The organism is Rhodococcus sp. MEB032 (assembly GCF_030208925.1).
Classification (GTDB): Bacteria; Actinomycetota; Actinomycetes; order Mycobacteriales; family Mycobacteriaceae; genus Rhodococcus_F; species Rhodococcus_F qingshengii.
In genome coordinates this window covers 303,480-327,839 of sequence record NZ_JARVSY010000007.1, presented here as the reverse complement: position 1 = coordinate 327,839, position 24,360 = coordinate 303,480, and the positions used below count along the sequence as shown (strand labels likewise).

The 24,360-nt window shown below is 62.8% G+C and carries 23 protein-coding genes; 2 read left to right on the top strand and 21 right to left on the bottom strand.

What is annotated here, in order from left to right:
- Nucleotide 1 precedes the first annotated feature (1 nt).
- Together QRN54_RS08385 and QRN54_RS08380 are read right to left on the bottom strand one after the other, a co-directional pair.
- Nucleotides 2–1,411, bottom strand: a complete 1,410-nt coding sequence (locus QRN54_RS08385) for a WS/DGAT/MGAT family O-acyltransferase (protein ID WP_007731194.1) — start codon at nucleotides 1,409–1,411, stop codon at nucleotides 2–4.
- Nucleotides 1,405–1,830, bottom strand: coding sequence for an HAD-IA family hydrolase (locus QRN54_RS08380; protein ID WP_003940859.1), 426 nt, complete (start codon nucleotides 1,828–1,830; stop codon nucleotides 1,405–1,407). Before QRN54_RS08380 ends, QRN54_RS08385 begins: the two co-directional genes overlap by 7 nt.
- Nucleotides 1,831–1,960: 130 nt before the next feature.
- Between QRN54_RS08380 and QRN54_RS08375 the strand changes: the two genes are divergently transcribed.
- Nucleotides 1,961–2,479: an Rv3235 family protein gene (locus tag QRN54_RS08375; protein ID WP_225320335.1), complete on the top strand. Its 519-nt coding sequence runs from the start codon at nucleotides 1,961–1,963 to the stop codon at nucleotides 2,477–2,479.
- A gap of 36 nt (nucleotides 2,480–2,515) precedes the next feature.
- Here the strand turns inward: QRN54_RS08375 and secA are convergent, their stop codons facing one another.
- The 18 genes from secA to QRN54_RS08285 form a co-directional block, all read right to left on the bottom strand.
- Nucleotides 2,516–5,359, bottom strand: coding sequence for a preprotein translocase subunit SecA (secA, locus tag QRN54_RS08370; protein ID WP_050654900.1), 2,844 nt, complete (start codon nucleotides 5,357–5,359; stop codon nucleotides 2,516–2,518).
- Nucleotides 5,360–5,490: 131 nt separating this feature from the next.
- Nucleotides 5,491–6,171: a ribosome hibernation-promoting factor, HPF/YfiA family gene (hpf, locus tag QRN54_RS08365; RefSeq protein WP_285181853.1), complete on the bottom strand. Its 681-nt coding sequence runs from the start codon at nucleotides 6,169–6,171 to the stop codon at nucleotides 5,491–5,493.
- 175 nt (nucleotides 6,172–6,346) lie between these two features.
- On the bottom strand, nucleotides 6,347–7,078 hold the full coding sequence (locus QRN54_RS08360) for a ComF family protein (RefSeq protein WP_003940811.1): 732 nt from the start codon (nucleotides 7,076–7,078) through the stop codon (nucleotides 6,347–6,349).
- Between the two features lie 33 nt (nucleotides 7,079–7,111).
- Nucleotides 7,112–8,890, bottom strand: a complete 1,779-nt coding sequence (gene lpqB / locus QRN54_RS08355; RefSeq protein WP_003940768.1) for an MtrAB system accessory lipoprotein LpqB — start codon at nucleotides 8,888–8,890, stop codon at nucleotides 7,112–7,114.
- Complete coding sequence (gene mtrB, locus QRN54_RS08350; RefSeq protein WP_019747781.1) at nucleotides 8,887–10,626, bottom strand: MtrAB system histidine kinase MtrB; 1,740 nt, start codon at nucleotides 10,624–10,626, stop codon at nucleotides 8,887–8,889. The genes lpqB and mtrB overlap by 4 nt, the downstream gene beginning before the upstream one ends.
- On the bottom strand, nucleotides 10,623–11,300 hold the full coding sequence (gene mtrA / locus QRN54_RS08345; protein ID WP_003941013.1) for an MtrAB system response regulator MtrA: 678 nt from the start codon (nucleotides 11,298–11,300) through the stop codon (nucleotides 10,623–10,625). The genes mtrB and mtrA overlap by 4 nt, the downstream gene beginning before the upstream one ends.
- Before the next feature lie 116 nt (nucleotides 11,301–11,416).
- The gene (locus QRN54_RS08340; RefSeq protein ID WP_007731190.1) at nucleotides 11,417–12,058 is read right to left on the bottom strand and encodes a dTMP kinase; all 642 of its coding nucleotides are present in this window, start codon (nucleotides 12,056–12,058) and stop codon (nucleotides 11,417–11,419) included.
- Nucleotides 12,059–12,138: 80 nt separating this feature from the next.
- Nucleotides 12,139–13,617: an adenosylhomocysteinase gene (gene ahcY / locus QRN54_RS08335; protein WP_003940766.1), complete on the bottom strand. Its 1,479-nt coding sequence runs from the start codon at nucleotides 13,615–13,617 to the stop codon at nucleotides 12,139–12,141.
- 60 nt (nucleotides 13,618–13,677) lie between these two features.
- Nucleotides 13,678–14,319, bottom strand: coding sequence for a TetR/AcrR family transcriptional regulator (locus tag QRN54_RS08330; RefSeq protein ID WP_063316632.1), 642 nt, complete (start codon nucleotides 14,317–14,319; stop codon nucleotides 13,678–13,680).
- 48 nt (nucleotides 14,320–14,367) lie between these two features.
- Entirely contained in the window at nucleotides 14,368–14,550 is a 183-nt protein-coding gene (locus tag QRN54_RS08325; RefSeq protein WP_003940894.1) for a rubredoxin, read from the bottom strand.
- Complete coding sequence (locus QRN54_RS08320) at nucleotides 14,547–14,732, bottom strand: rubredoxin (protein ID WP_003940827.1); 186 nt, start codon at nucleotides 14,730–14,732, stop codon at nucleotides 14,547–14,549. The genes QRN54_RS08325 and QRN54_RS08320 overlap by 4 nt, the downstream gene beginning before the upstream one ends.
- Nucleotides 14,732–15,958, bottom strand: a complete 1,227-nt coding sequence (locus QRN54_RS08315; protein WP_030535014.1) for an alkane 1-monooxygenase — start codon at nucleotides 15,956–15,958, stop codon at nucleotides 14,732–14,734. The genes QRN54_RS08320 and QRN54_RS08315 overlap by 1 nt, the downstream gene beginning before the upstream one ends.
- Before the next feature lie 111 nt (nucleotides 15,959–16,069).
- Nucleotides 16,070–17,566 (bottom strand): amino acid permease, encoded by a 1,497-nt coding sequence (locus QRN54_RS08310; protein WP_030535015.1) that lies wholly within the window; start codon nucleotides 17,564–17,566, stop codon nucleotides 16,070–16,072.
- An 86-nt stretch (nucleotides 17,567–17,652) separates the two neighbouring features.
- Nucleotides 17,653–18,612, bottom strand: a complete 960-nt coding sequence (locus QRN54_RS08305) for a cation diffusion facilitator family transporter (RefSeq protein WP_042450115.1) — start codon at nucleotides 18,610–18,612, stop codon at nucleotides 17,653–17,655.
- Nucleotides 18,613–18,620: 8 nt separating this feature from the next.
- Complete coding sequence (gene manA / locus QRN54_RS08300) at nucleotides 18,621–19,853, bottom strand: mannose-6-phosphate isomerase, class I (protein WP_042922158.1); 1,233 nt, start codon at nucleotides 19,851–19,853, stop codon at nucleotides 18,621–18,623.
- Entirely contained in the window at nucleotides 19,854–20,948 is a 1,095-nt protein-coding gene (locus tag QRN54_RS08295) for a hypothetical protein (protein ID WP_030535017.1), read from the bottom strand.
- A gap of 163 nt (nucleotides 20,949–21,111) precedes the next feature.
- Nucleotides 21,112–22,485 carry a phosphomannomutase/phosphoglucomutase gene (locus QRN54_RS08290; RefSeq protein WP_003941022.1) on the bottom strand — a complete coding sequence of 458 codons (1,374 nt, stop codon included), beginning with the start codon at nucleotides 22,483–22,485 and terminating at the stop codon, nucleotides 21,112–21,114.
- Between the two features lie 127 nt (nucleotides 22,486–22,612).
- Nucleotides 22,613–22,999: a DUF3499 domain-containing protein gene (locus tag QRN54_RS08285; protein ID WP_007731177.1), complete on the bottom strand. Its 387-nt coding sequence runs from the start codon at nucleotides 22,997–22,999 to the stop codon at nucleotides 22,613–22,615.
- Between the two features lie 79 nt (nucleotides 23,000–23,078).
- Here QRN54_RS08285 and QRN54_RS08280 point away from each other — a divergent pair, with 79 nt between their 5' ends.
- Nucleotides 23,079–23,567 carry a metallopeptidase family protein gene (locus tag QRN54_RS08280; RefSeq protein WP_003940797.1) on the top strand — a complete coding sequence of 163 codons (489 nt, stop codon included), beginning with the start codon at nucleotides 23,079–23,081 and terminating at the stop codon, nucleotides 23,565–23,567.
- A gap of 175 nt (nucleotides 23,568–23,742) precedes the next feature.
- Here QRN54_RS08280 and QRN54_RS08275 read toward each other — a convergent pair whose 3' ends face one another.
- Nucleotides 23,743–24,021, bottom strand: a complete 279-nt coding sequence (locus QRN54_RS08275; protein ID WP_020907098.1) for a WhiB family transcriptional regulator — start codon at nucleotides 24,019–24,021, stop codon at nucleotides 23,743–23,745.
- Nucleotides 24,022–24,360 lie beyond the last annotated feature (339 nt).

The following is a 24,360-nucleotide window of genomic DNA, read 5'->3' as shown; positions in this document are numbered from 1 at the left end:
GTCACCGACTCGCATCCGTCAATTCCTCGAGTGACTCGAAGATCAGCGAACGAACGACGTCGACGTCCGACATCGCGTCACGGTCGGCATTCAAACCGTAGTAGACATTTCCGTCGTACGACGTCAGGGCGATGCTGAGTGTCTGATTCTTGAGCAGTGGCGACACGGGATACATCTCGAGCATCCGAGCACCACCGAGGTAAAGCGGAAATTGCGGCCCTGGCGCATTGGTGATCATCAAGTTGAACATTCGCTGCGACAGACTACTGGCCGCGCGGGAGCTCATCGCATGCAGCGTCGCCGGCGCAAACCCGGACATTCGCACCATCGTCTGCGCGGTGACCCGCCGACCCTGACGCGCGAATGCCTCCGTCGCATGGGCCACGTGCGAGAGCCGAACCACCGCGTTGGGTTCACCGACAGGCAGGTCGATGAGGAACGAGGAAACATGTCCGGGCGCTTGCGGATCGTCGACGTCAGGACTCTCCGGGCCGTCGGTGTAGACCGACATGGGCACCATCGCTCGCACGATGGTCGCCTCGGTCACCGGTTCACCGCGCGAGAGCAACCAGTTCCGCATCGCACCTGCGATGACGGTCAGAATCACGTCGTTGATCTCGCACCCGTACCGCGCACGAATGCGTCGATAGTCCTCCAGAGACGTCTTGGCCACCGCAAGGCGTCGATTGCGCGAAATGGTGGCGTTGAGCGGGCTCGACGGGGCTACCTGCGTCGCCGTTCGAACCACTTCCGCGAGTTTCCCGAGTGCACTCACAGCCTCGGTGACGGACGTGGTCACGTCGTTGAACGCTGCACGCGCCCGTGCGATCCCCTCCCCCGGGCTCGTCACGAGATCCGCCAGTGCACTGACCAACAAGCTGGTATCGCTCGGCGGCCTGGCGGGCATCCACAATTCTTCGGGGCCTGGCGCTCGATTCTTCTCCGGATCGAAGATCACCTGACTGATCTCTGGAGCCGCCTCGCCGTCCACCAACGACGAATGAGACTTCGTGAAGATGGCAAATCTGTTTCTGGTCAGCCCCTCGACCAGGTACATCTCCCACAACGGCCTCGTGCTGTCGAGTGGTCTCGACGTCAGCCGCGCGATCAGATCCATCAGCTGTTCGTCGGAACCCGGTTTGGGCAGAGCAGATCGGCGAACGTGATAAGTGATGTCGAAATCCGAGTCGTCCACCCATACCGGGCGGGCCAGACCGAACGCCACCTCGCGAACTCTCTGTCGGTATCGCGGAACCGATCCGAGCCGCTCTTCGACAAGTCGAAGCAACTCCTCGTGATCGATCCCGTTTCGCAGTTGCCTGAAGATCCCCAACGAGCCGACATGCATCGGCGTCGTCCCGGCTTCGAGGAAGTAGAAAGCGGCATCCTGAGTCGTCAGTCTGTTCACCATGGCTTCGTGTCCCCTCCTTCGCCGAGATCGAACAGAATCGACAACTCCTCGATGGTCGATTCCGAGCCGACGTGATGGACCCCGACCATCCCGACGGCCACAGCCGCCCGGACGTTGATTTCGAGATCATCCACGAAAACGAAATCCTCCGGCTCGACGCCCAAACGACTCGCTGCCAACAGATAGATCTCGGCGTCGGGCTTTGCCATCTCGACATCACCGGACAAGATCACGTCGTCGACCAAGACCCCGTCGCCGAGATCCCGCAACCACTGAGCACTGGCGCCGCCGGGATCGTTGCTGACGATTCCCGTCACGATTCCGCGGGCCTTCACCGCGCGCACGACCGCGCTCAAGCCGTCGAGATCCGATCCCGGACCGAACAGCACGCCACCGACATCCAACAGAAGTCCCCGCACGCCATCACCCTAAGTCGCGATGGTGATCACGGCGACATCTCGAGCGATTCGTGTCATGCTTCTCACCATCGCTCGGGGGAGCGAAGTCCGAGACAGCTGTCTCGGACGCAGGATCATCCGGGGGGATGTCATGGAGCAGGACTGCAAGATCGTTCTCGAGCCGGCGCCGCAATTCGAGCCTCACCCGCATACCGTCGTGCTGTCGCGGCCCCAGTGCCGGCCAGACCGAACGCAGTGCCGAACAGACCGGATGCTGCGTCGCCCGCGAAAGACGCCACACAACGGAACGTCGCCCAGTACCGGGTTCACTCACGCTCCGGAACCGCGGCTGGTAGGTGCCGACATCTTCTGGAACCGATCACTACGTCTGGTTCTCGAAACCGTCGACCGACGACGAAATCCACGGCAGCTCAAAGGTGTGTTGACGCCGTCCGCCCTGGAAGTTGTTGCGAGACTTTACACTTCGGATTTCTCGGCCCGGAAGCTGGGCGGCGCGGCCGTTCACCGCACCCACGTTCAAGCAGTGTCGGAGAGTACCGCCGAAGTCTGTGCGACGTACACACGAGGCACGCAGACTTTTGCCGTCGCAGGCCGGATCGACCACACAGACGAAACAGGCTGGACGGTCACCGCACTACACGTGGTGTGACCGTCCAGCCTGCCGAGTACTGACTGCGCTAATACCTCAGCGCTTGCGCTTGGACTTCGGAGCTCGATTGCTCTTCGACTGCGTCCGTGCGGCTTCACGACGTTCGCGACGAGAGGCGGCACCGTCGCCGGTGTCGGCAGCCGAGTCACGTGTTGCCTTTGCCTTGCCGTCCTCGTCCGGGCCGGTGTACGTCAGACGCGACGGACCTTCGTCGTCAAGTCCCTTGGCGCGCAACGCCGTCGGGGCGGCAGTTCCGGCTGTCCTGGCCGCAGCCTCCTGCGTGGGGAGCGGCTTGGGCGCCGTGGCGGACGCCGCGGCGGCAGAGCCCGCGGTGACGGAAATTCCACTTGCGGGCTGCGCCGGAGCTGCCTCGACCTGCAGGTTGAAGAGGAATCCGACGGACTCTTCCTTCAATCCGTCGAGCATGCCGATGAACATGTCGTAACCCTCGCGCTGGTACTCGACCAGCGGATCGCGCTGGGCCATCGCACGCAGACCGATTCCCTCCTTGAGGTAATCCATCTCGTAGAGATGCTCACGCCACTTACGGTCCAGGACCGAGAGGAAGACACGACGCTCGAGTTCACGCATACCGTTTTCGCCGGCGATCGCATCGATCTCGGCTTCGCGCTTCTTGTACGCCGCGTGGGCGTCTTCGAGCAAAGCGGTTCGCAGGTCGTCACGGCTCAGGTCACTGTTGATGCCTGCGCCGTCCTCCCCTGCCAACGTCTTGTGATCGATGCCGACCGGGTACAGCGTCTTCAGCGCAGTCCACAGCTGCTCGAGATCCCAGTCCTCGACGTATCCCTCGGCGGTGGCACCGTCGACGTAGGCGGTGACCACGTCAGTGATCATCTGCTCGACCTGGCCTTCCATGTCCTCACCCTCGAGGATCTGGCGGCGCTCCTTGTAGATGACCGTTCGCTGCTGGTTCATGACCTCGTCGTACTTGAGGACATTCTTGCGAATTTCGAAGTTCTGCTGCTCCACCTGGGTCTGAGCGCTCTTGATGGCCTTCGAGACCATTTTGGCTTCGATCGGGACGTCGTCGGGCAGGTTCAGGCGCGTCATGATCGACTCGAGTGCCGAACCGTTGAAGCGGCGCATGAGCTCGTCACCGAGCGAAAGGTAGAACCGCGATTCGCCGGGATCACCCTGACGTCCGGAACGACCACGCAACTGATTGTCGATTCGGCGCGATTCGTGACGCTCGGTGCCCAGGACGTACAGGCCGCCGGCATCGCGGACCTTCTCGGCGTCTGCCTTGACCTCAGCCTTGACCTCGTCCAGGACTGCGTCCCAGGCTGCCTCGTACTCGTCCGGCGTCGTGACCGGGTCGAGGCCCTTCTTGCGCAGCGCGATGTCCGCGATGATGTCCGGGTTACCACCGAGCACGACGTCGGTACCGCGGCCGGCCATGTTGGTCGCGACGGTGACCGCGCCGGAGCGACCGGCCTCGGCGATGATGGTCGCTTCCTTCTCGTGGAACTTGGCGTTGAGGACGTTGTGGGCAACGCCGCGCTTGGTGAACTGCTTGGACAAGTACTCCGAGCGCTCGACGCTGGTGGTACCGATCAGGACGGGCTGGCCGTTCTCGTGGCGCTCGACGACGTCGTCGACCACCGCGTCGAACTTGGCTTCCTCGGTCTTGTAGATGAGGTCGCCGTTGTCGACTCGGACCATCGGACGGTTGGTCGGGATCGGGATCACACCGAGCGTGTAAGTCTGGTGAAGCTCGGCAGCTTCCGTCTCGGCGGTACCCGTCATGCCCGACAACTTGTCGTACAGACGGAAGTAGTTCTGCAGGGTGATGGTGGCAAGGGTCTGGTTCTCCGCCTTGATCTCCACCTTCTCCTTGGCCTCGATCGCCTGGTGCATGCCCTCGTTGTAGCGGCGGCCGACCAGCACGCGGCCGGTGAACTCGTCGACGATGATGACCTCACCGTCGCGGACGATGTAGTCCTTGTCCTTGGTGTAGAGCTCCTTGGCCTTGATCGCGTTGTTCAAGTAGCTCACCAGCGGCGAATTCGCGGCTTCGTACAGGTTGTCGATACCGAGCTGGTCCTCGACCAGTTCGACGCCCGCCTCGTGCACACCGATGGTGCGCTTGCGGATGTCGACCTCGTAGTGAACGTCCTTCTTCAGCAGCGGCGCGATGCGCGCGAACTCGCTGTACCACTTGCTGGAGCCGTCGGCCGGGCCCGAGATGATGAGCGGGGTTCGGGCTTCGTCGATGAGGATCGAGTCGACCTCGTCCACGATGGCAAACGCATGGCCACGCTGGACCAGGTCGTCCAGCGAGTGCGTCATGTTGTCGCGCAGGTAGTCGAAGCCGAACTCGTTGTTGGTGCCGTACGTGATGTCGGCTGCGTAGGCGACGCGGCGCTCGGCCGGCGTCATGCCCGAGAGAATCACACTGGTCTCGAGGCCGAGGGCGCGGTGAACGCGGCCCATCCACTCGGAGTCGCGCTTGGCAAGGTAGTCGTTGGTGGTGACCACGTGGACGCCGTCACCCGCGATCGCGTTGAGATAAGCCGGAAGAACCGACGTCAGAGTCTTGCCCTCACCGGTCTTCATCTCGGCGACGTTGCCGAAGTGCAGGGCCGCGCCACCCATGATCTGCACGTGGAAGTGCTTCTGATTGATCACGCGCCACGACGTCTCACGGGCCACGGAGAAAGCCTCGGGCAGCAACTCGTCGAGAGTTTCCCCGGCGGCATAGCGCTCACGGAACTCGGTGGTCTTGGCTTTGAGTTGCTCGTCTGTCAGGCCTTCGACATCGGGCGACAGAGATTCCACATGCTCGGCGATGTGCTTGAGCCGCTTGACCATGCGACCTTCACCAACACGGAGCAGCTTCGATAGCGACAGCGACGGCACAGTCTTCTTCGTCCTCAATCTTCGGCGACAGGGGGTCACACACTGAAAATCCGGCCGGGGTCCGAAAACTCCGGCCGGATTCCATGGTAGGCGCTACCGGCGGCGAGCGAGCAAACCCACCACCGATTGGGTCATGTCAGGCGGATCAATCCGTAGTCGAAAGCGTGACGACGGTAGACGACGGACGGCTTGTCCGACTCCTTGTCATGGAAGAGAAAGAAGTCGTGTCCGACCAGTTCCATCTCGTAGAGAGCGTCGTCGATGGTCATCGGCTCGGCCGGGTGATCCTTCGTGCGGACCACGCGTCCCGGGCCGTCGTACTCGTCCGGCTCTTGACCGTTCAGCGAAATGTCCGGTGTGACTCCGAGTGAGTCTGCGTCGACGAGGGAGGCGGTTGCCTCCGCGACGGACACCGGTCGCTTGTCGCCGTAATGGACCTTCTTGCGGTCCTTGGTTCGACGGAGGCGACTCTCGAGCTTGTCGATCACCGCTTCGAAGGCGGCGTAGAAGCTGTCTGCGGACGCTTCGGCTCGGGCCACCGGGCCTTTACCTCGAGCGGTGATCTCGACGCGCTGGCAACTCTTGGCCTGTCGTCGGTTGCGTTCATGTTGGAGTTCCACGTCGAAGTGGAATATGGAGGGGTCGAAGTGTTCGAGTCGCGCCAGCTTTTCCGAAACGTAGATTCGGAAGTGATCGGGGATCTCGACATTTCGTCCCTTGACTACGACGTCGGATCTCGGAGCTGCGGCATTCTCGGAACGCTCGATGGTGGCGTCCTCGATGAAAAACGAGGCTTGCGAAGGGGTCGTCACTCGTACCTCCCAATTACGGCCCCGCCCCACGGTGGGCGGCGGCAAATTCTGCAAGTACCGAGAGGGGATCCGCCCGGCACCAGTATCGAAGTACCACCTCCTACCAGTATTTTCGGGTGTGCCGCCGACGCTAGTACGTAACGCGCGCGAGTGCCACTGTTCCAACGAAATTCATCTAAGCCCCTGCAAGGACAAGCACGAGAGTTGTCCGAATCCCACTGAGCGAGAGGGCCCGAACCGACTCTGCCGCAGTCGCTCCCGTGGTGAGGACGTCGTCGAGCAGGACGATGTCACTGTCCCCGGCAATCGAAGAGATCGCAGTGGTGTCGAGAGACACATGACCGTTCACGTTGGTCACCCGGTCGGCCGCGGACAGTCCCACCGAGTCACGTACACCTCGCGTCATCCGGAGAATCGGACAGACACGTACCGGACGACCCGCGACAGAACCAATTTCCCGCTTTCCGCGCATACTTTCGGCTATCCGGCGAACCGGATCACCCCCGCGAGATCGCGCCGCTCGGGCGCGCGTGGGAGCCGGCACCAGCACGATCGGCGGACGACCCCCGCTGCCGAGCTCGCCCCACCGTTCCAGAGTGGCCAACGCGTCGGCCACAGCGATCCCCAGAGGCATCGCGAGGTCCCGACGACCCCGTTCCTTCATCTCGATCACACTGCGCCGCCTGGGGCCGTCGTAGCGGCCGAGTGCCCAGACGGGCACGCCCGGATCCACGCGCGGACTCAGTTGAAGCGGATGATCGCGCAGCAGTTCCGCGCACTCACCGCACCACAGAGTCCCCGAGCGGCCACACCCACCACACTCGCGTGGCAACAGCAGGTCGAGCAGACCGGCACCGAATTTCTTGTCCCCCATGGCCGAATCATGAACCTGAGCACCGACATGCATCAGAGCGCAGACATTCACCAGAGCGCAGAGGCGTCAGCCAGGCAGAACCGGAATCGCCTTCTGTCCGGTCAGCACGGTCACCTCACGCCAGCGGCGATCCCCGGCGGGGTCGTTGTTGTTCAGTTGGAACACCGCACGCGCGTCGGCGACGTACTCGGTGGTCGGCGATGCATCCACGGAGGTGACGGGAGCGGTCAGGTTTCCACTCGGCAGCGCGTCCATTCGTGAGCCGTCGATCGCGACCTGGACGACCGGTATGTCGGCTCCACTGCGCGCGATCACGATGGTGTCGCTGTTGCTCCAGTCGAGTGAGAGCGCGGTACTGCCCAAGCCGGACGCCACTGCGCGTGGACTCGTCAGGGCGTAGACCCCGCTGGCGGTGCGCACGACCACAGCCAGGTAGACCTTGCCGTCGATGATCATCGCCGCTCGCACGCCGTCCCGCGACAGACGCAGTTCCGAGATCGTGGAACCGACCGACGTCAGGGCCCCGACGTCGACGTTGGTGACCGACACCCGGCCGGTGCCTGGTTCACGGACGACCCGAACGACGGTATTGCCGTTCACAGCCGTCCAGACCGCGTTGTTGTCCAGCTCCCACGAGGGTCTGGTGATGGCGCTGCCTTCGAGTACCGGAACGGACCCTTCGCCGTATGTCCCGAGCGACAAGTCGAATCTTGTGCCGGGATCCGGCCGAGCGGTGTCCGCGACGGCTGCCACCAACTTGCCGTCCCGTGAGAGAGCAGCCGCCGTGAGGTTGCCCGCATTGCCTGCGAAACCGGGCACCGGAGTCGCCTCTTGCTCGGTGACACTCACCAGTGAACCGTTGCGCAGTGCATGCAGTCCGACGGTTGCACTCGTGGTGGCCAGTGGGTTGGTGGATGCGACGTCGGCGGTGGTCCAGCCGTCGGCATGAGCCGCGTCCAGCGGTTCGCCGTCGATCTCCAGAACGTACGGCCCTGCCACATCGGCGTTGGCGAGCGTCCAAATGACCTGTGCTGCAAACAAACCGCGAGTAGCAGCATCCATCGGGTTGTCAAGGCGGAAGTTGATGCGCACACCACCGAGACCGACTCCGACCTGTCCCGGCTTACCGTCGGCCTTGGTGATCGGACCGATCACCGACACGCCATTGCCCAGTTCGTTTCGCACAGCCGGCGCCAGCGCTGCCTTCGGTCCGTCGATCATCAGACCGATCAGCTGAGCCGCCACCTGGTCCTGCCCGCCGGAGATCCAGCGAAGATCGGGGACGACCGTCTGGCTGGTGGGGTCGAGGAAGAACAACGACTTCCGCTGGTAAGCGCCGAGGAACTGCGGACGCTCCATGATCACGCCGGGAGGCAGATCACTGATCCGCCATTCGCCGTCGGTCAACGCCAGGGTCATCCTCGCTTCGAAGCTGCCCTCTTCGGGAACGTACAGTCCTCCCGGGTCGAGGCGACCGACCTTGTTCACACGAATCGTGTAGACGGCTTCGGTGCTGGTTCGAGAAACCGAGAGCACATCGACCTTGTCGACGATGACAGCACTTGCCGCGTCGTCCCAACGCGCCGAAGCGTCCTTGGTGAGGTACTGACGGGCTGCGGCGTGCCGGTTGGACGGATCGGTACTCGCCTTGACGAAGTCACGTACCAGCAGGTCCGGCTCTCGCCCCGAGGCCGGTGATTCGACGGAGGTTCCGGGCACAGCGGTTGCCAGAGTTCCGATTGCCTGCGGCGAGGAGGATTCCGGCAAACTCGCGCACGCGCCGGTCAGCAACAGCACGCTGAGCGTTGTTGCGAGAAGTGCCAGACGGCGGCGGGTTCCGATCATGATCGATCCCCACCGTTGGACTCGTTCCGCGAGTCCGATTCGCGCGGAGTCGGCAGGGACGACGTGACCTCGCCGACGGTATCGGCGACGATGTCGGCTTCGCTCGGCGTGCGGACGAACTTTGTGGTCGTCGGCTTGAGAGGCAGTGGGCTCGACACGACTTTCTTGCCACGGGTGCGCGAGAGCGTCAGCCGGAAGCAGGCTCCGACTCCCGGTTCGCCCCAGGCCTCGAGCTTGCCGTCGTGCAGATTCGCGTCCTCGACACTGATTGCGAGGCCGAGTCCGGTGCCACCACTGCGGCGCACACGGGACGGGTCCGATCGCCAGAACCGGTTGAAGACCAACTTCTCCTCGCCCGGACGCAACCCGACGCCACTGTCGCGGACGATGAAGGCGAGGGCATTGTCGTCGGCGCGAAGGCGAAGCAGAATCGGCTTCCCCTCACCGTGGTCGATGGCGTTGGCAAGGAGATTTCGCAGGATGCGTTCGACGCGGCGCGGATCGACATCTGCCATGACCGGCTCGTCGGGCATGTCCACGATCAGTTCGGTGCCGGATTCGCGGGCGAGATGGCGAACCGTGGAAACGGCCGCTCGCGCACACATACGGACGTCGAGTTGTTCGGACGCAAGTTCCGCGACACCGGCGTCGTGACGGGAGATCTCGAGGAGGTCCGCCAGAAGCCCCTCGAACCTGTCCAGTTCGGCGACAAGCAGTTCCGACGACCGACGCAGCATCGGGTCGAGGTTCTCGCTGCCGTCGTAGATCAGGTCGGCGGCCATCCGGACCGTGGTCAGAGGTGTGCGGAGTTCATGGCTGACATCGGAGGTGAAGCGTTTCTGGAGGCTGCCGAACTCCTCCAGCTGGGTGATCTGTTTGGACAGACTCTCGGCCATCTCGTTGAAGGACATGGCCAGGCGCGCCATGTCGTCCTCGCCGCGGACCGGCATTCGTTCCTTGAGTCGGCCGTCTGCGAAACGCACCGCGATTCGCGAGGCCGATCGGATGGGAAGCACGACCTGTCTGGCAACCAACAGCGAAATCGCCGCCAAGAGCACCAGCAACACGGCTCCACCGATCAGCAGGGTGCTTCGAACAAGCGACAGACTTCGGTCTTCGCTGGCGAGCGGGAAGATCAGATACAGCTCGAGTCCCGATATCGACGACGCGGTGGGGCTACCGATGATCAGCGCCGGTCCGGAGTAACCGTTCGGGTTGGACACCGTCGCGAATTGGTAACTGATCTGGCCGCGTTTGACGAACTCGCGAAGGTTGTCGGGGATCTGATCGACCGGTCCCGAACTCGTCGGCTGGCGCGGCCCGTCCCCTGGCACGATGAGCACCGGGTCGAAGGTGCCGGCCGACCCGGAGGCCTGGCCCGAGGTCTGGTTTCGACGGCTCGTCAGTCCGGATGCAGCGCTTTCCAATTGAACGTTGAGCGCCGTCGAATCGTCGACGCCCGCGAGTTGGTCTTCGACGATGCCGCGGGCTCGGTCCATTTCCTCGGTCGCCGCGGTGATCTTCGTTTCCAACAGCCGATCGGTGATCTGGCTGGTCAGCACGACACCGAGAATGACGATGACGATCAAGGACAACGTCAAAGTCGAGACGACCACTCGCAATTGGAGCGAGCGTCGCCACGTGTGCGCGAGGGTGTTGCTCATCGAGTGACACCACCGCAGAAATGGCGTCAGCCGTCGGTTGAGACGACGACGCCACCTGGAAACTCCGCTCACGGCGGTCCGGCCTTGTAGCCGACCCCCCTGACCGTCAGAACCACTTCGGGATTCTCGGGATCAGTTTCGACCTTGGCGCGCAAACGCTGAACGTGCACGTTCACCAGGCGGGTGTCGGCGGCGTGGCGGTATCCCCACACCTGCTCGAGGAGGACTTCACGGGTGAACACCTGGCGCGGCTTGCGCGCCAATGCGACCAGCAGGTCGAATTCGAGTGGTGTGAGCGAGATCTGCTCGCTGCCGCGGCTGACCTTGTGTGCCGGAACGTCGATCACGATGTCGGCGATGCTCAGCAGTTCGGCCGGCTCCTCTTCCGTACGGCGCAGGCGAGCACGCACTCGCGCCACCAGCTCCTTCGGCTTGAACGGCTTCATGATGTAGTCGTCCGCACCGGATTCGAGGCCGAGCACGACGTCGACGGTGTCGGTCTTGGCCGTCAACATCACGATGGGCACGCCGGAATCCGCACGCAGAACTCGGCATACGTCGATCCCGTTCATTCCGGGAAGCATGAGATCGAGCAGGACGAGGTCGGGCCGGGTCTCACGCACTGCCGCGAGCGCCAGGGTTCCGTCGCCTACCACGTAGGGATCGAAACCCTCACCACGCAGCACGATCGTGAGCATCTCGGCGAGTGCCGTGTCGTCGTCGACAACCAGAATCCTTGGTTTCATATCCCTATCGTTGCATCTCGGAGCGATGAATCAGACCGTTACGAGGCCGTGCGGCGTGCCGCGTCTTTCCCTCTACTGTGCCGGAAAGTTCGAATCCCGGCCGCAAGGGTGACCGATCACGCGAAATCCGCGAGCCTGCGCGCCAGTTCGCCCGGGTCCGTCTCCGGCCCCACGATCCACCAGGGCGAGACCCAGTCCGTCGCTGCCAACTGCTTGTAGAGCTCACCGGTTCTGGCCTGCAGGCCGCCGTCGCGCTCGTAGGCGTCGAGCTGACGCGACGCGTCCTCGGCCTCACGCGAGCGGGCACGCTGCTCGGCCAGAGCTACCGGTACGTCGAGGTACAACTGCAGATCGGGAGCGGGAAGAGCGAGTCGACCCAACTCCAATTCACGGACCCAGGCGACCATCTCGCCGTCCACGCCCTGATGCGCGCGCGCCGCGTTGTAGGCGGCGTTGGACGCCACGTAGCGGTCGAGGAGAACAATATCGTTGGCGGACAACAGGTCCGAGATCCGATCCGCCGCACCCGCGCGGTCCAGGGCGAACAGGACTGCCATCGCGTTCACGGATTCAGCCAGGTCTCCGTGCGATCCTTTGAGTGCCTCGGCAGCAAGATCCGCGTGGATCGACTTCCCGTACCGCGGAAAATCCAGAGTCGCGATCGACGTGCCGCCGCGGCGGAGTTCGCTCTCCACTTTGCCGATCAACGTTCGCTTTCCAGCGCCGTCGAGGCCTTCCAATGCCACCAGTGTTCCCACGGCGGACAAGCCTATCCCCCGGCCTGGTTGCGCAGACCGGGGGACGGCGGACACTACATCCTCAGCAACGAATCACCGGGTCAGTAGCGGTAGTGCTCGGGCTTGTACGGGCCTTCGACGTCGACGCCGATGTACTCTGCCTGATCCTTCGTGAGCTTGGTCAGCGTGCCACCGAGTGCCTCGACGTGGATCTTGGCGACCTTCTCGTCGAGGTGCTTCGGGAGGCGGTAGACCTCGTTGTCGTACTCGTCCGGCTTCGTCCACAGTTCGATCTGCGCGATGACCTGGTTGGAGAAGCTGTTGCTCATCACGAACGACGGGTGGCCCGTCGCGTTGCCGAGGTTGAGCAGGCGGCCTTCGGACAGCACGATGATCGAGTGGCCGTCGGCGAACGTGAACTCGTCGACCTGCGGCTTGATGTTGATCCGCGTGACGTCGCCGGACTTCTCGAGGCCGGCCATGTCGATCTCGTTGTCGAAGTGACCGATGTTGCCCAGGATGGCCTGATGCTTCATGGCCTTCATGTGCTCGAACGTGATGATGTCCTTGTTACCGGTGGACGTGATCACGATGTCGGCCCAGCCGATGGCCTGCTCGACTGTCTTGACCTCGAAGCCGTCCATGAGCGCCTGCAGGGCGTTGATGGGGTCGACCTCGGTGACCGCGACGCGAGCGCCCTGGCCGCGAAGTGCCTCGGCACAACCCTTGCCGACGTCTCCGTAACCGCAGACCAGCGCAGCCTTGCCGCCGATCAGAACGTCGGTGCCGCGGTTGATGCCGTCGAGCAGCGAGTGGCGCGTGCCGTACTTGTTGTCGAACTTGCTCTTGGTGACCGAGTCGTTGACGTTGATAGCGGGGAACGTGAGTTCACCGGCAGCGGCAACCTGGTACAGGCGCAGAACGCCCGTGGTGGTCTCCTCGGTGACGCCCTGGACGGACTCGGCGATTGCCGTCCACTTGCCCTTGTCGGACTCGAGGGACTGACGCAGAAGTGCAAGGAAGACCTTGTACTCGTCGGAATCCTGGTCGTCGTCCGTCGGCGGGACGACGCCGGCCTTCTCGAACTGTGCGCCCTTGAGCACCAGCATGGTGGCGTCGCCGCCATCGTCGAGAATCATGTTGGCAGGCTCACCCGGCCAGGTCAGCATCTGCTCGGCTGCCCACCAGTACTCTTCGAGGGTTTCACCCTTCCAGGCGAAAACCGGAACGCCCTTGGGCTCTTCCGGGGTGCCGTGCGGACCGACGACGATGGCGGCGGCAGCGTGATCCTGCGTGGAGAAGATGTTGCATGAAGCCCAGCGGACCTCGGCGCCGAGCGCGGTCAGCGTCTCGATCAGCACCGCGGTCTGAATGGTCATGTGCAGCGAGCCGGAAACGCGAGCGCCCTTGAGCGGCAACACCTCTGCGTATTCGCGACGAAGCGCCATGAGGCCGGGCATCTCGTGCTCTGCCAGACGGATTTCCTTGCGACCGAACTCCGCGAGCGAAAGATCTGCAACTTTGAAGTCGATGCCGTTACGGCTCTCGGCCACGGGCGTTGTTGAAACTGAGGTCGTCATCTGCCTCTCCTGGTTGACGTGCATACTCTGCACAAGCCTATCGGTGTACCAGGCTATCGGTTAGACGCCCTCTCCCGCCCGCCCCTCTACTGCGCGGCCCTCGCGCGCCACGTCGATGAACGGCCCGAGCAGTATGCCCAGATCCTCCGCCACCGAAGCCTCGGACTCCGGCGGCATCGAAATGTAGCTCAGCCCGAGACGCGCAATCGCCCTGGCCAGAATTCCGGCGTCGGCGGGTGACGCCTGAATCCACCCTCGCTGGAAACTCTCCGCAAGCCGCGACGACGCGCGCTCGATGATGACCGCACTGTCGGTGGTGATCAGGCGAAGCAGGTCCGGCTTGGCCTCACCGGTGAGCAGAGAGATCACCAACGGGTCGGTTGCACTGGAGGCGAAAAACGATCCGAAACCCGCCGTCAATGCCTCGACTGCACGTCCGTCGTTCGCCACCATGGCCTCGTCCACCGCGTCGACGAAGCGGTCAGCAAGGCGAAGCGCGTACGCCTCGGCAAGCCCTTGCCTCGAGCCGAACTCGTTGTAGAGCGTCTGACGACTCACACCGGCATGCTTGGCCAGAACCGTCAGCGTCACCTCGGACCAGTCGCGCTCGGTCAACAACTCACGCATCGAATCGAGCACCGACGTACGCAGCAGCAGGCGCGACGCTTCTTTCTGCGGCAGACGAGTGGGCGTCGAAGTCATGGTGACGACACTACCGCCGCACCTAGGTCCGTTCGACGCCGACGCATCTCACCGTCGTTCGACCTCAACCATGAAGAAGTCGCTCTTCGCCGCCCCGCAGTCCGGGCAACTCCAGTCTTCGGGAATGTCGTCCCAGCGAGTGCCCGGTTCGATACCGTCCTCCGGCCAGCCGACTGCCTCGTCGTACTCGAAGCCGCATTGCGCGCACTGATACAGCTTGTAGTCGTTCATGATTCACTCCCCGCCGTTGCCGGCATCGGCTCGAAGTCCAGCTTTTCCCTCACGCCGCAGTCCGGACAGCACCAGTCGTCCGGCACGGCATCCCACGGCGTGCCCGCCGGAAACCCTTCTCGTGGTGCACCCTTCGATTCGTCGTAGACGTATTCACAGACCGGGCATCGATAGCTGCTCATCACGCTGCTCCGTACCGAGCAAGGATGCGATCACGCTTGGACGGCTGAACGTTGACGCGGGTGATGTCGCCGCCGTAGTGCGCAAGGACTTTGGGATCCATCACTTTTCGCCACAGCGGTGGAACGTAGGCGAGGATGATCATGCTCGCGTACCCACTGGGCAGGTTGGGTGCACCGTCCATGCTTCGAAGCGTCTGATAACGACGCGTCGGGTTCGCGTGATGATCGCTGTGACGCTGGAGGTGATACAGGAAGATGTTGGTGCAGATGTGATCACTGTTCCAACTGTGCTCCGGTGCTGCACGCTCGTACCGCCCGCTGTCCAGACGACGACGCTTCAGTCCGTAATGTTCGAGGTAGTTGACGGTTTCGAGCAGACAGAATCCGAACACGGCCTGCAGCACCAGGAACGGCAGTACCGAGAGGCCGAAGACGGCGACGAGGACACCGAACAGTACGACGGACATCAACCACGAATGCAGGACGTCGTTGCGAATTGTCCACGGCTTCTTACCCAGTCGATCGAGTCTGGCCTTTTCCAGGGACCACGACGAGCGCAGAGATCCCCACACACTGCGCGGCAGGAAGGTCCAGAAGCTCTCACCGAAGCGAGACGACGCCGGATCCTCGGGCGTGGCGACGCGCACGTGGTGTCCACGATTGTGCTCGATGTAGAAGTGGCCGTAAAACGACTGCGCCAGAGTGATCTTCGACAACCAGCGTTCGAGATCGTCCTTCTTGTGACCGAGCTCGTGTGCGGTGTTGATCCCGATTCCTGCGACACAACCGATACTGATCGCCAGACCGATCTTGGAGATCAGCCCAAGTCCCCCGTCGATTCCGAGCCAGGACAGATCGGTCGCCGACCAGAGGTAGCAGGCCAGGACCAGGCTGACCAACTGGAACGGTATGTAGATGTAGGTGCAATACCGGTAGTACTTGTCGTTCTCGAGGCGCTCCATCACTTCGTCCGGCGGATTCTCGCCGTCCGGGCCGAAGAAGATGTCGAGGATCGGGAGCAGGATGTAGACGAGAAGCGGCCCGATCCACCACCACACCGGCGAGACCGCATTCCATCCGAGACTGTTGAACAACGCGACCAATCCGACGGCGATGAAGACCGCCGTCGGCGGCACGAGGCCGAGCAGCCAGAGGTATCTCTTCTTGTCACGCCACTGCTCGGGCGGGAGCGTCTGGCCGGATTGCGAGTCCACGTGCGTCGACACGGTCTACCTCCTCGATTCGGACCGACCCGAAAACTGTGAGTCAGTTCACTATGAGGTAGACAGTACTACTGATTTTGTACAAGTGATAGACAAATCATAAACTTTGTACATCTACTCGATTTCGCCGCGTTCACGCTTCCCGATCATCGAATGCTGCCTGCTGTAGGCAAAATAGATGACAACGCCGAGGGCCATCCAGACCACGAACCTCATCCAGGTCTCCACCGACAGGTTGAACATCAGCCACAGACACGCGAGGACGGCCAGAATCGGGACCAGCGGGACCAGCGGCACCCTGAATCCGCGAGGTAGGTCGGGACGCGTCCGACGGAGCACGAGAACCCCGATCGAGACGAGAACAAAAGCGAACAGTGTGCCGATGTTGACCATTTCCTCGAGGGTGCCGATCGGAAAAACGCCGGCGAGCACCGCGACCACGACGCCGACCAAGATCGTGATCCGCACAGGGGTTCCGTGCTTGCCGGTCGGTGCCAGGCGTCGTGGCATCAGACCGTCGCGTGCCATCGCGAAGAGCACCCTGGTCTGCCCGAGCATCAGCACCATCACCACTGTCGTGAGACCGGCCAAAGCGCCGAACGAGATGACGTTTTTCGCCCACGTGATGTCGTGGAAAGCGAATGCCGTTGCCAGGTTGGAGGTATCGCCCTCGAGCTCGGTGTATTTCACCATCCCCGTCAGCACCAGTGTCACCGCCACGTACAGAACCGTGACGATCAGGAGAGAACCCAGGATGCCGCGTGGCAGCGCCTTCTGCGGCTCCTTCGCCTCCTCCGCCGTCGTGGCGACGACGTCGAAGCCGATGAACGCGAAGAACACCAGACTGGCTGCCGCGAGCAATCCGTACCACCCGAACGTGCTGCCACCGGCCCCGGTCACGTACGAGAACAACGACTGGTGGATGCCCTCTCCCGTCGAGCCCGGCTCCGACGGCGGAATGTACGGCGAGTAGTTGTCGGTGTCGATGTAGAACAGACCGACGATGATCACCAGCAACACCACCGCGACCTTGATCGCCGTGATCACCAGTGACACCCTCGACGAGAGTTTTGTGCCGGTCGCGAGCAGGATCGTGATGACAGCGATCACCAGCACCGCACCCCAGTCGAAGGATATCGGCCCCAACTCGACGATCGGGCTGCGTGAGCCCATCACTTCGCCGAGGTACAGCGACCAGCCTTTGGCGACCACCGAAGACGCCAAGGCGAATTCGAGGATGAGATCCCAGCCGATGATCCAGGCGACGAATTCGCCGAACGTCGCGTACGAGAACGTGTACGCGCTACCGGCAACCGGGACCGTCGACGCGAATTCGGCGTAACACAGCGCTGCCAGTCCGCAGGCGATGGCGGCAATGACGAACGCGAGCGAGACCGACGGCCCGGCGACATTTCCCGCCGTCCGAGCCGTGAGTGTGAAGATGCCCGCACCGATGACGACTGCGACACCGAACACCGTGAGATCCCACGAGTTCAGTTCTTTCCGGAGTTTGGTTTCCGGCTCGTCGGTGTCCTTGATGGACTGCTCGATCGATTTGGTTCGAAACAGCTTCGACCGTCCAGATCCGGCCTGCTCGTCCTTGACAGCCATTGCCGCCTCCTTGCTGGGGACCAGCAGGTCCCACCATGGGCAAGTAGAGAGATGGCATCAGCCTAAGCCCGCAGGCGCAGCTTTGTTCAGGGTTTGTCGGGAGCCTGTAGATCTGTTTCAGGGCGATCTCCTGCGCTGAGACGATCCAGGTCCGGCTCGAGGTAGATCACCCGCGCCGCAGGCACTGCAGCGCGCACGCGAGACTCGGCCTCGTCGATCGCCGTCGCCACGTCCGAGATCGTCGATCCGATCGGCACCGCAACCTTGGCAGCAACAAGGATCTCCTCGGGACCGAGGTACTGCGTCTTGCAATGAATGACGCGTTCGATACGAGTTCCGTCGACCAGGGCGTTGAGGATCAGTTCGGTCTCCACCGCCGTTGCGCCCTCACCGATCAGCAGCGACTGCATTTCGATGATCAGAATGATCGCGATGATGCCGAGCAGGACACCGATGCACAGAGTTCCGATGCCGTCGAAGACCGGATTTCCGGTCACCATCGTGAGGCCGACGCCGCCGAGTGCAAGGACGAGACCGATCAATGCGCCGGTGTCCTCGAGCAGCACAACCGGGAGTTCCGGGCTACGAGAGGTTCGGATGAAGTTCCACCACGACGCATTTCCCTTGAGCGGTCGTGATTCCTTCGCTGCGGTCCGGAAGCTGTAGCCCTCCAGACAAATCGCTATGACAAGAATCGCGATTGCCACGAAAGCCGAATTGAGTTCTTCCGGATGTTGAATCTTGTGAATACCCTCGTAAATCGCGAACAGCGAACCGAGGGTGAAGAGCACCAGTGCAACGACGAACGAATAGAAGTATCGGTTGCGCCCGTAGCCGAACGGGTGCAGTTGATCCGCGTCACGTTCTGCCTTCTTCTGCCCCAGGAGCAGCAAACCCTGATTGGACGTGTCGGCCACCGAGTGCACCGATTCGGCGAGCATCGACGACGATCCGGTGATCAAGAATCCGGCGAACTTGGCTACGGCAATTCCGGCATTGGCTCCGAGGGCCGCCAGAATTGCCTTCTTGCCACCATGAGCCGACACAATGTCTCCTAGTTTCCGACTACGGCACTGAAAACCTGCGCAGTCGGGGTCCGTGTGCTCAGGTGTATCGCGGGCTCGTCGGCAGCGATCCACGCCGCTCGGCCTCGATCGAGGTCGAGAGTGTCAGTGCCGCACGTCGCAGTGACCGCGCCGTCGGTGCAGATCAGAATCCGCGGGCCTGAAGCGTCGACGACGATGTCCGTGGAATTCGCGTCGAACTCCAGACGCGTCAAACGAAATTCGGGCGCCGGCGTGACGTACTCGTATCTACCTGATCCTGACTGACCTGATCCAGATGACGGGGCCGGATCGAGCACTTCGATATCGGCCCCGACGAAGTCCAGAACCCTCAGCAATTCGGGCACGTCGACGTGCTTCGGTGTCAGCCCACCGCGCAGCACGTTGTCGGAGTTGGCCATGATCTCGACCGCGAGTCCATGGAGATACGCGTGGAGATTGCCGGCAGCGAGAAACAGTCCTTGGCCGGGCTCGAGGGTGACGCGGTTGAGCAGCAGTGCCGCCAGAACACCGGCGTCGCCGGGGTACGCCTCGCTCAATTCCAGCGCGGTGCGGATCTCGGTCACGAATTCGGCGTCGTGGTGTGCGACGTAGGTGATGCACCCGGCAAGTACGGCAGGGAGCAAGGTCCCGAGCACCGTGGACGGCAGCGTGATCCATGTCGTGAACAACGCCCGCAGTCCGTCGGAATCGGGTTGCCCTTCGAGCAGACCGATGTACGGCTCCAACTCGTCGACGGCCAGAGCGCGCAGCAGTTTGACAGTCCGCGTCGGCTCGCGGAATCCGGCAAGCGCTTCGAATCTGCTCAGTGCGACAACGAGTTCGGGCTTGTGGCTGCCGTCCTTGTAGTTGCGAATCGGCGATTCCATGGGAACGCCGAGTGCGTTCTCACGACGAAAACCCTCGTCGGCTTGAACGGCGCTGGGGTGCGCTTGAAGTGACAGCGGTTCTTCCGCCGCAAGCAGCTTGAGCAGGAATGGGAGTCGCTCACCGAATGCCTCGAGGTTCTCACGGCCGAGTTCGCGTTCGGGTTCGCGGTGCAGGACCTCGAGCAACGACTCGCTTCCGGATTCGGTGATCACGCGCGCCGGGTCACCCGGGTGCGCGCCCAACCACAATTCCGCTTCGGGATGATTCGACGGAGTCGAAAGACCGCGTAGTTCGGCAATTGCCGTTCGCGAGCCCCACGCGTAAGAACGAAGTGCACCTTCGAGTTCACGCACTTACTTCGCACCGCCCGTCAACTGCACGTACGCCGCGGCCATGTCTACTCGAGACGCCAACACGAATACCTGCTCCATCTCCGATATGACCACGTTGGTCTGGTCTTCGTCTGCCGCGACCACCAGGTCGGCGTCGGCCAGTGCGTCCATCCGGCGCCTCGCCTCCCCGCGCGTGGATTCGGTCGCGAAGACGAACGCCCGCGCCGGCGGGGTCGGCAGCGCGCCGTCGAGTTGCGGATCGTGAAAGAAGGGGTCGTGGAACACCGAATCACGTGAAGCTGCGTCCGGCGCGAACAGTGCCCGCGCCGAACGAATCACCTCGGACATCTCGGCGGCAGCGGCGTTCAGGCCGGAGCTCATCAGCGCAACGCTCGAGAACTCTGCGAGTGCTGTTGTCACGGAACCACTTCCACACAGAACGACTCGCCGGCCGCTCATCCTGGTGGCCAACGACTTGGCCGGGTTGTGGAATACCTCGTTGGCCGGTCCGTCCCGCAGCGCCTCCGCATCAACTGCGTCGGCGATTCGACCGAGCACCGCCGAACGGTCCTCGATCGATCCCTTGCCCTCGATTTCGGCGGCAACCGCGAGGAAGACGGCGAGGAACCGCGTCATCGTGTGCCGGGGCGAGGCGTAGAGCCGCGGTGGCAAGGGCATGGTGCGCCCGGCCGCCACGGCTCGCATGGGCCCCTCGTCGGGAACGGCGACAACAACCTCGGCGCCGCGGCGTACGGCACTGTCAACGGATTCGACGAGGCGTGGATCACCGGCATCGTCACCGGCGACGACGATCACGTCCAATGGCCCGGCCCACGACGGCGTCCGGTCGAGAACGAGGAGCGGGCAACCGACCGAATCTCCGACGAGAGCAAGCGCGATCCTGGCTCCGTGCCGGGCGCCACCCGCGCCGGCGATCAGTACGACGCTGCGCGGACGCAGACCGGCCAATCGGGAGATCACACCCTCACCGACGGCCGACGCGGTGGCCCGAATCTGTGCGCCGCCCATGGCTACAGACCGCAGTAGCCCTTCCGAATCGGCAGCTGACAAACCCTCGCTGTCGTCGAGGTCGAGAAGCGGCATCGGCGCTGTCATCTCACCGCACCCCCTTCTCCGTTAGCAGTTCCCGCACCATCCAGCATTCCAGCTCCACGCGGTCCGTGGTGGCAAAGCCCTCGTTCCCGAGGCCGTCGTTCCTGAGATAGTCCCCCAACTATCCCAGGGCTTCGGCTCACCGACAAACCGATCAGACTCGGATTCAAGCCCGGACGATCGCCAGAATTTCGTTCACCAATGCGTCGACATCGGCGGACGTGGGTGCTTCGACGTTGAGTCGCAGCAGTGGTTCGGTGTTGGACGCGCGCAAGTTGAACCAGGCATTTCCCTCGAGACTGACCGTGACACCGTCGAGGCGATCCACCGACTCGGTGCGGTCGGCAAATGCCGCCAGTACAGCGGCCGTACGATCTGCCGCGTCGGCCACGGTGGAGTTGATCTCGCCCGAGGCCGCGTAGCGGGTGTACTCCGCCATCAACTCGGAGAGCGGACGATCCTGCTCGCCCAGTGCGGCGAGTACGTGCAGCGCCGCGAGCATGCCGGAGTCGGCGCCCCAGAAGTCGCGGAAGTAGTAGTGAGCGGAGTGTTCGCCGCCGAACACCGCACCGGTCTCGGCCATCTCCTGCTTGATGAACGAGTGGCCGACTCGGGTACGAATAGCGACGCCGCCGAGTTCTTCGACCAGTTCGGGCACTGCCCGTGACGTGATCAGGTTGTGGATGATCGACGCGCCCGGTTCCTTCGCGAGTTCGCGCTTGGCGACAAGTGCCGTCACCGCGGACGGCGAGACCGGGTCGCCCTTCTCGTCTACGACGAAGCAACGGTCCGCGTCACCGTCGAACGCCAAGCCGATGTCCGCTCCGGTTTCGCGCACGTAGGCCTGCAGGTCGACGAGGTTGGCCGGATCGAGCGGATTGGCTTCGTGGTTGGGGAACGTGCCGTCGAGCTCGAAGTAGAGCGGCAGGACGTCGAGGGGCATCGGCCCGAATACGGCCGGCGCGGTATGGCCGCCCATACCGTTGCCTGCATCGACTGCGACCTTCAGCGGGCGCAACGCAGCCAGGTCGACCAATCCGCGGAGGTAGCTCGCGTATTCCTCGAGGACGTCCTTGGTGCTGGCGGTGCCTGCCGGTCCGTCGTACGCGGGAACACCCGAGACGACCTCGGCGGAGATGACTGCGAGGCCGGTGTCCTGACCGACCGGCTTGGCGCCGGCCCGACACATCTTGATGCCGTTGTACTTGGCGGGATTGTGGCTCGCCGTGAACATCGCGCCCGGGCAGTTCAGCAAACCGGATGCAAAGTAGAGCTCGTCGGTCGACGCCAATCCGATGTAGACGACGTCGAGCCCTTGAGCAAGCACGCCGTCACCGAAAGCCGAAGACAGCGTGGGCGACGATGCGCGCATGTCGTAGCCGATCACAACCGTCGTGGCGGCGCCGGCCTCGTCGCGGACCAGGCGGGCGAACGACGCACCGACGTCGCGGACAAAATCTTCGTCGATCTGCTCACCGACCACACCGCGTACGTCGTACGCCTTGATGATTGCAGCAACCGACTCGGCTGTTCGCCCCACTGAAAACTCTCCTTGTGCATGCACCCTCACAGACGGGAACGTCCGGGCGCATGGCGTCCGGAGATTCGCAGTACTCGGGTGTGGAAGTACTCGGTCGAGCCTAGCGTCTACGGCGACGAATCTCGCGTCAGTTGGACGGGTCGGGCAGAACGCGTAGGTGTCCACGACGCCCTGTACGGGCAGTACTCGGAGCTGCGGGACGTATGTCCTCATCTGCATCGACGTTGGACTTGCTGCGATCTCCGAGACCGGCCTCACGTACAGCTTCCGCCAAAGCGGTCAGATCGTCTTCGTCGGGAGTACTCGACGCGAATCCGCCTTCGTGGCGGACGAGTTCCCACCCCTTGGGGGCGGTGATTCGAGAGCCGTGAGTGTCACACAAATCCCATGAATGGGGCTCGGCGACGGTTGCCAGCGGCCCGACAACCGCAGTGGAGTCCGAGTAGACATACGTAAGCGTCGCGACGGCGGGGTTCTTGCACCCGGGGCGGCAGCAGCGACGCAGAGATCTCACAGGTACGGAGCCTAGCCCTCCCCACGTCCGGAACCTACTCGGACACACCGAGCAGTTTCTCCTGTCGTAATCTGGCGCCATGCCACAAGCCCGCCGCCGACGCTCGGTCACCACTCGTTCCATCGAGCGACACGGCCGTGGCCTGCGCGGACCGCTACTTCCCCCGGAGGTGCCCGCCAGGCGTACCCGCGCGGAGAAGTTCGATCTCCTGGTGCTCGACGCCTTCTCTCCCGTCGACCTCGCATGGCACGACCGGCTGACGAAACTCGACATCGCAGTGGACGAAGTTCCGAAGATTCACGCGCACGATCCGGAGTCCGTCACATGGCCGCCGGAGGTCATCGCAGACGGCCCGGTTCCACTGTCACGACTGATTCCGGCCGGAATCGACCGTCACGGAAATACGACTCGCGCAAGAATTGTGCTGTTTCGCCGCCCATTGGAGCAGCGAGCGAAGGATCCGGAAGAACTCACGGATCTGGTGCACGACGTGTTGGTCCATCAAGTCGGCACGTATCTGGGCGTCGACCCACAGGTCATCGACCCCACGCTGCCCGACGAGGACTGATACTGCCCGACGAGGACTGACGCACTGTCAGACGAAAAAACTGATGTCACACGAAGAAGTAAATCCACACGAAGAACAAAACAGTCGTTGCTTGACCTGCAATTCCCCGTTGCAGGTCAGACTTTCGAAGACCGCCCGTCAGCCCCGACGCTGACAGAACCGATTCAGCAGCAGATCAGATGATCCCCCGCTTGAGTCGCCGACGCTCGCGCTCGGACAACCCTCCCCAGATTCCGAACCGTTCGTCGTTCGCGAGCGCGTACTCGAGGCACTCGTCACGAACTTCACAACCGAGGCAGATCCGTTTTGCTTCCCTCGTCGATCCTCCCTTTTCAGGAAAGAACGCTTCGGGATCGGTCTGCGCGCAGAGAGCACGCTCCTGCCACTGATCCTCGATGGTGTCGAACAATTCTTCGAAGCCGGTGACGAGACTCAGCACTGGCCGAGTACTCATACCGTCGAACTCACTGCTGCAGGCACCTTCTGCTGCGCCTGCTCGGGAATCGGTCTGCGGTTCGTCGCTTACTGTCATTGCGAGAGAACTGATCTCGACATTTTCATTGGGCATCGTTCCGCCTCCTCACCTGTAATAGCGCAGAATTTTCACTCCATCTTCAACCCCACCCCGTCGACCGTTCGAAACTGTGTTCGAAACCGGCCCCGCTGCAAGTGAACTCACAAGTAGCGGTTGGAATGACACATTTGAGATTACACACGTCCAGCGTGTCGCGGTCAAGCTAAACGAGATGAATCCATTAGTATTCCGGCCCTCAATTGACGGGACCTTCTGCCC

Excerpts from the sequence above, each read along its gene's own strand:
- QRN54_RS08325 (WP_003940894.1), bottom strand. The coding sequence starts at position 14,550 with ATGAACGACTACAAGCTGTATCAGTGCGCGCAATGCGGCTTCGAGTAC.
- QRN54_RS08275 (WP_020907098.1), bottom strand. The coding sequence starts at position 24,021 with ATGAGTACTCGGCCAGTGCTGAGTCTCGTCACCGGCTTCGAAGAATTG.
- QRN54_RS08320 (WP_003940827.1), bottom strand. The coding sequence starts at position 14,732 with ATGAGCAGCTATCGATGCCCGGTCTGTGAATACGTCTACGACGAATCG.
- QRN54_RS08330 (WP_063316632.1), bottom strand. The coding sequence starts at position 14,319 with ATGACTTCGACGCCCACTCGTCTGCCGCAGAAAGAAGCGTCGCGCCTG.
- QRN54_RS08385 (WP_007731194.1), bottom strand. The coding sequence starts at position 1,411 with ATGGTGAACAGACTGACGACTCAGGATGCCGCTTTCTACTTCCTCGAA.
- QRN54_RS08280 (WP_003940797.1), top strand. The coding sequence starts at position 23,079 with ATGCCACAAGCCCGCCGCCGACGCTCGGTCACCACTCGTTCCATCGAG.
- QRN54_RS08310 (WP_030535015.1), bottom strand. The coding sequence starts at position 17,566 with ATGGCTGTCAAGGACGAGCAGGCCGGATCTGGACGGTCGAAGCTGTTT.
- QRN54_RS08375 (WP_225320335.1), top strand. The coding sequence starts at position 1,961 with ATGGAGCAGGACTGCAAGATCGTTCTCGAGCCGGCGCCGCAATTCGAG.
- ahcY (WP_003940766.1), bottom strand. The coding sequence starts at position 13,617 with ATGACGACCTCAGTTTCAACAACGCCCGTGGCCGAGAGCCGTAACGGC.
- mtrA (WP_003941013.1), bottom strand. The coding sequence starts at position 11,300 with ATGAAACCAAGGATTCTGGTTGTCGACGACGACACGGCACTCGCCGAG.
- QRN54_RS08360 (WP_003940811.1), bottom strand. The coding sequence starts at position 7,078 with ATGCATGTCGGTGCTCAGGTTCATGATTCGGCCATGGGGGACAAGAAA.
- lpqB (WP_003940768.1), bottom strand. The coding sequence starts at position 8,890 with ATGATCGGAACCCGCCGCCGTCTGGCACTTCTCGCAACAACGCTCAGC.
- QRN54_RS08295 (WP_030535017.1), bottom strand. The coding sequence starts at position 20,948 with ATGACAGCGCCGATGCCGCTTCTCGACCTCGACGACAGCGAGGGTTTG.